The following is a 1,452-nucleotide window of genomic DNA, read 5'->3' as shown; positions in this document are numbered from 1 at the left end:
CCGGCTTGTCGGTCCAGTTCTCCTTGCCATACTACCAATATATCCTTTAAAAATTTAATTCATTCCTTTAGTCTTTCAGTAAGCTAAGAACATAAGATTTAAGATAGTAATTATAATTGGTGAGAGCTGGAATTGGGACAAAACTAGTTAGGACTTACACGTACGAAGAATATGTTATGTAATAGGGCGATTGATAACATTGCCGTATCCTGACGATCTTCTCTTTTTTGCCTTATTACTCCTCCAAACCTTCTCTTGTCTGAAGAGAAGCCACTTTCACTCAAATTTCTCATGAAATAATCCTTTAAGAACTTTACAGGATCTTCAATTATTTTTTTGATAACTCTTGCCCACTCAAAACCTATTCTTGAAATGTTCTTCCTTGGTATAATAAATACAGCTGTTTTGTTTCCAAACAACCTAAGAACTCTTTTTGAGCTATAATACTTGTCGAGGGATATCCTGCTTATGTTAACTCCGAATTTTTCAACTAGGTCCATTGCTTTATTAAATGCTTCTTTTTCTGACCTACGTGAATATCCAAATGCCACATACATGCCTGTTTGTAAGTCGATTAGCCTGAAGACATACCTGTAATCCTTACTAGCTTTCTTTGGAGAGCTGCTATAATGCTTTGTTATAGCAAGCGAATACCCTGTACCATCTCCTGAGAAACTACCAGATACTCCTTCATCTTGAAGCAGGAGTATGAAGAGGTTGTGCAGAACAGCTTTAACCTCTTGGTCAGAATAAAGCCTCTCTACAGACTTGTAGCTTAGCTTAAAGCCGAACAGAGGCTCAAAAAGTTCGAGCAGCTCTTCAACATCCCTATTACTTTTGTTCATAAGTCTTGCAAATAGAAAAAGCATAGTTCTCTGAACTAGACTACCATTCTTAGGTCTGCCTACCCCTTTCTCAACCTCGAGCATGGCTGCAGCCATCCTGACATACTCCGGAAGCTTTCTCAATCGCCTTTTTACGAGCTCCCGCTTTCTTTCCCATTCAGCATATGGGTACAGCTTTCTCTGCTTGCTCTTTAACTCCTTTCTTAGCTCATCAAGAACTTCCAGGATTTGCCTTGCCATTTTCCTAGTTACCCTCATGATAATAATATGATAACCGTAATATTTAAATATATCCATAGATATACTATTTTATTATGAGAAGAATTAAAATTAGTACAAAAACAATCACGTTAAAAGACCAGGTGGAAGTTTTCTACGAAAAGAGGGTAACTCCCTTCGGTAATTCTGGTAAAGTAGATGCTCCAAAAAGATATATTAACAAGAGAGCCTATATTGTTATACTGAAGAAATAGGAGAATTTTGTCCCAATGCCGGTAGAGTGGAGCGTGTCTAAAAATTAGGGGTTCCATGCTAATTTTTATATATGCTACAAAGATGGAACCCAATAGTTAATAAGGTAGAACTACTACTTAAAGCTTTCGACGAG

Annotated in this window: 2 protein-coding genes; one reads left to right on the top strand and one right to left on the bottom strand. The window is 37.3% G+C overall.

What is annotated here, in order from left to right; genetic code table 11:
* Positions 1 to 143: 143 nt before the first annotated feature.
* Complete coding sequence (locus QMD21_07725) at positions 144 to 1,109, bottom strand: ISNCY family transposase (GenBank protein MDI6856651.1); 966 nt, start codon at positions 1,107 to 1,109, stop codon at positions 144 to 146.
* A 50-nt stretch (positions 1,110 to 1,159) separates the two neighbouring features.
* Here QMD21_07725 and QMD21_07720 point away from each other — a divergent pair, with 50 nt between their 5' ends.
* A complete protein-coding gene (locus tag QMD21_07720) occupies positions 1,160 to 1,318 on the top strand; it encodes a DUF2080 family transposase-associated protein (GenBank protein MDI6856650.1) in 159 nt (52 codons plus the stop codon).
* The last annotated feature ends 134 nt before the right edge of the window (positions 1,319 to 1,452 follow it).

This window comes from Candidatus Thermoplasmatota archaeon, from assembly GCA_030018475.1.
Classification (GTDB): domain Archaea; phylum Thermoplasmatota; class JASEFT01; order JASEFT01; family JASEFT01; genus JASEFT01.
This window is presented reverse-complemented; position numbering and strand designations above follow the sequence as displayed.

What these genes read in the sequence shown, in the direction of transcription:
- QMD21_07720 (MDI6856650.1), top strand. Translation starts at nt 1,160, where the DNA reads ATGAGAAGAATTAAAATTAGTACAAAAACAATCACGTTAAAAGACCAG.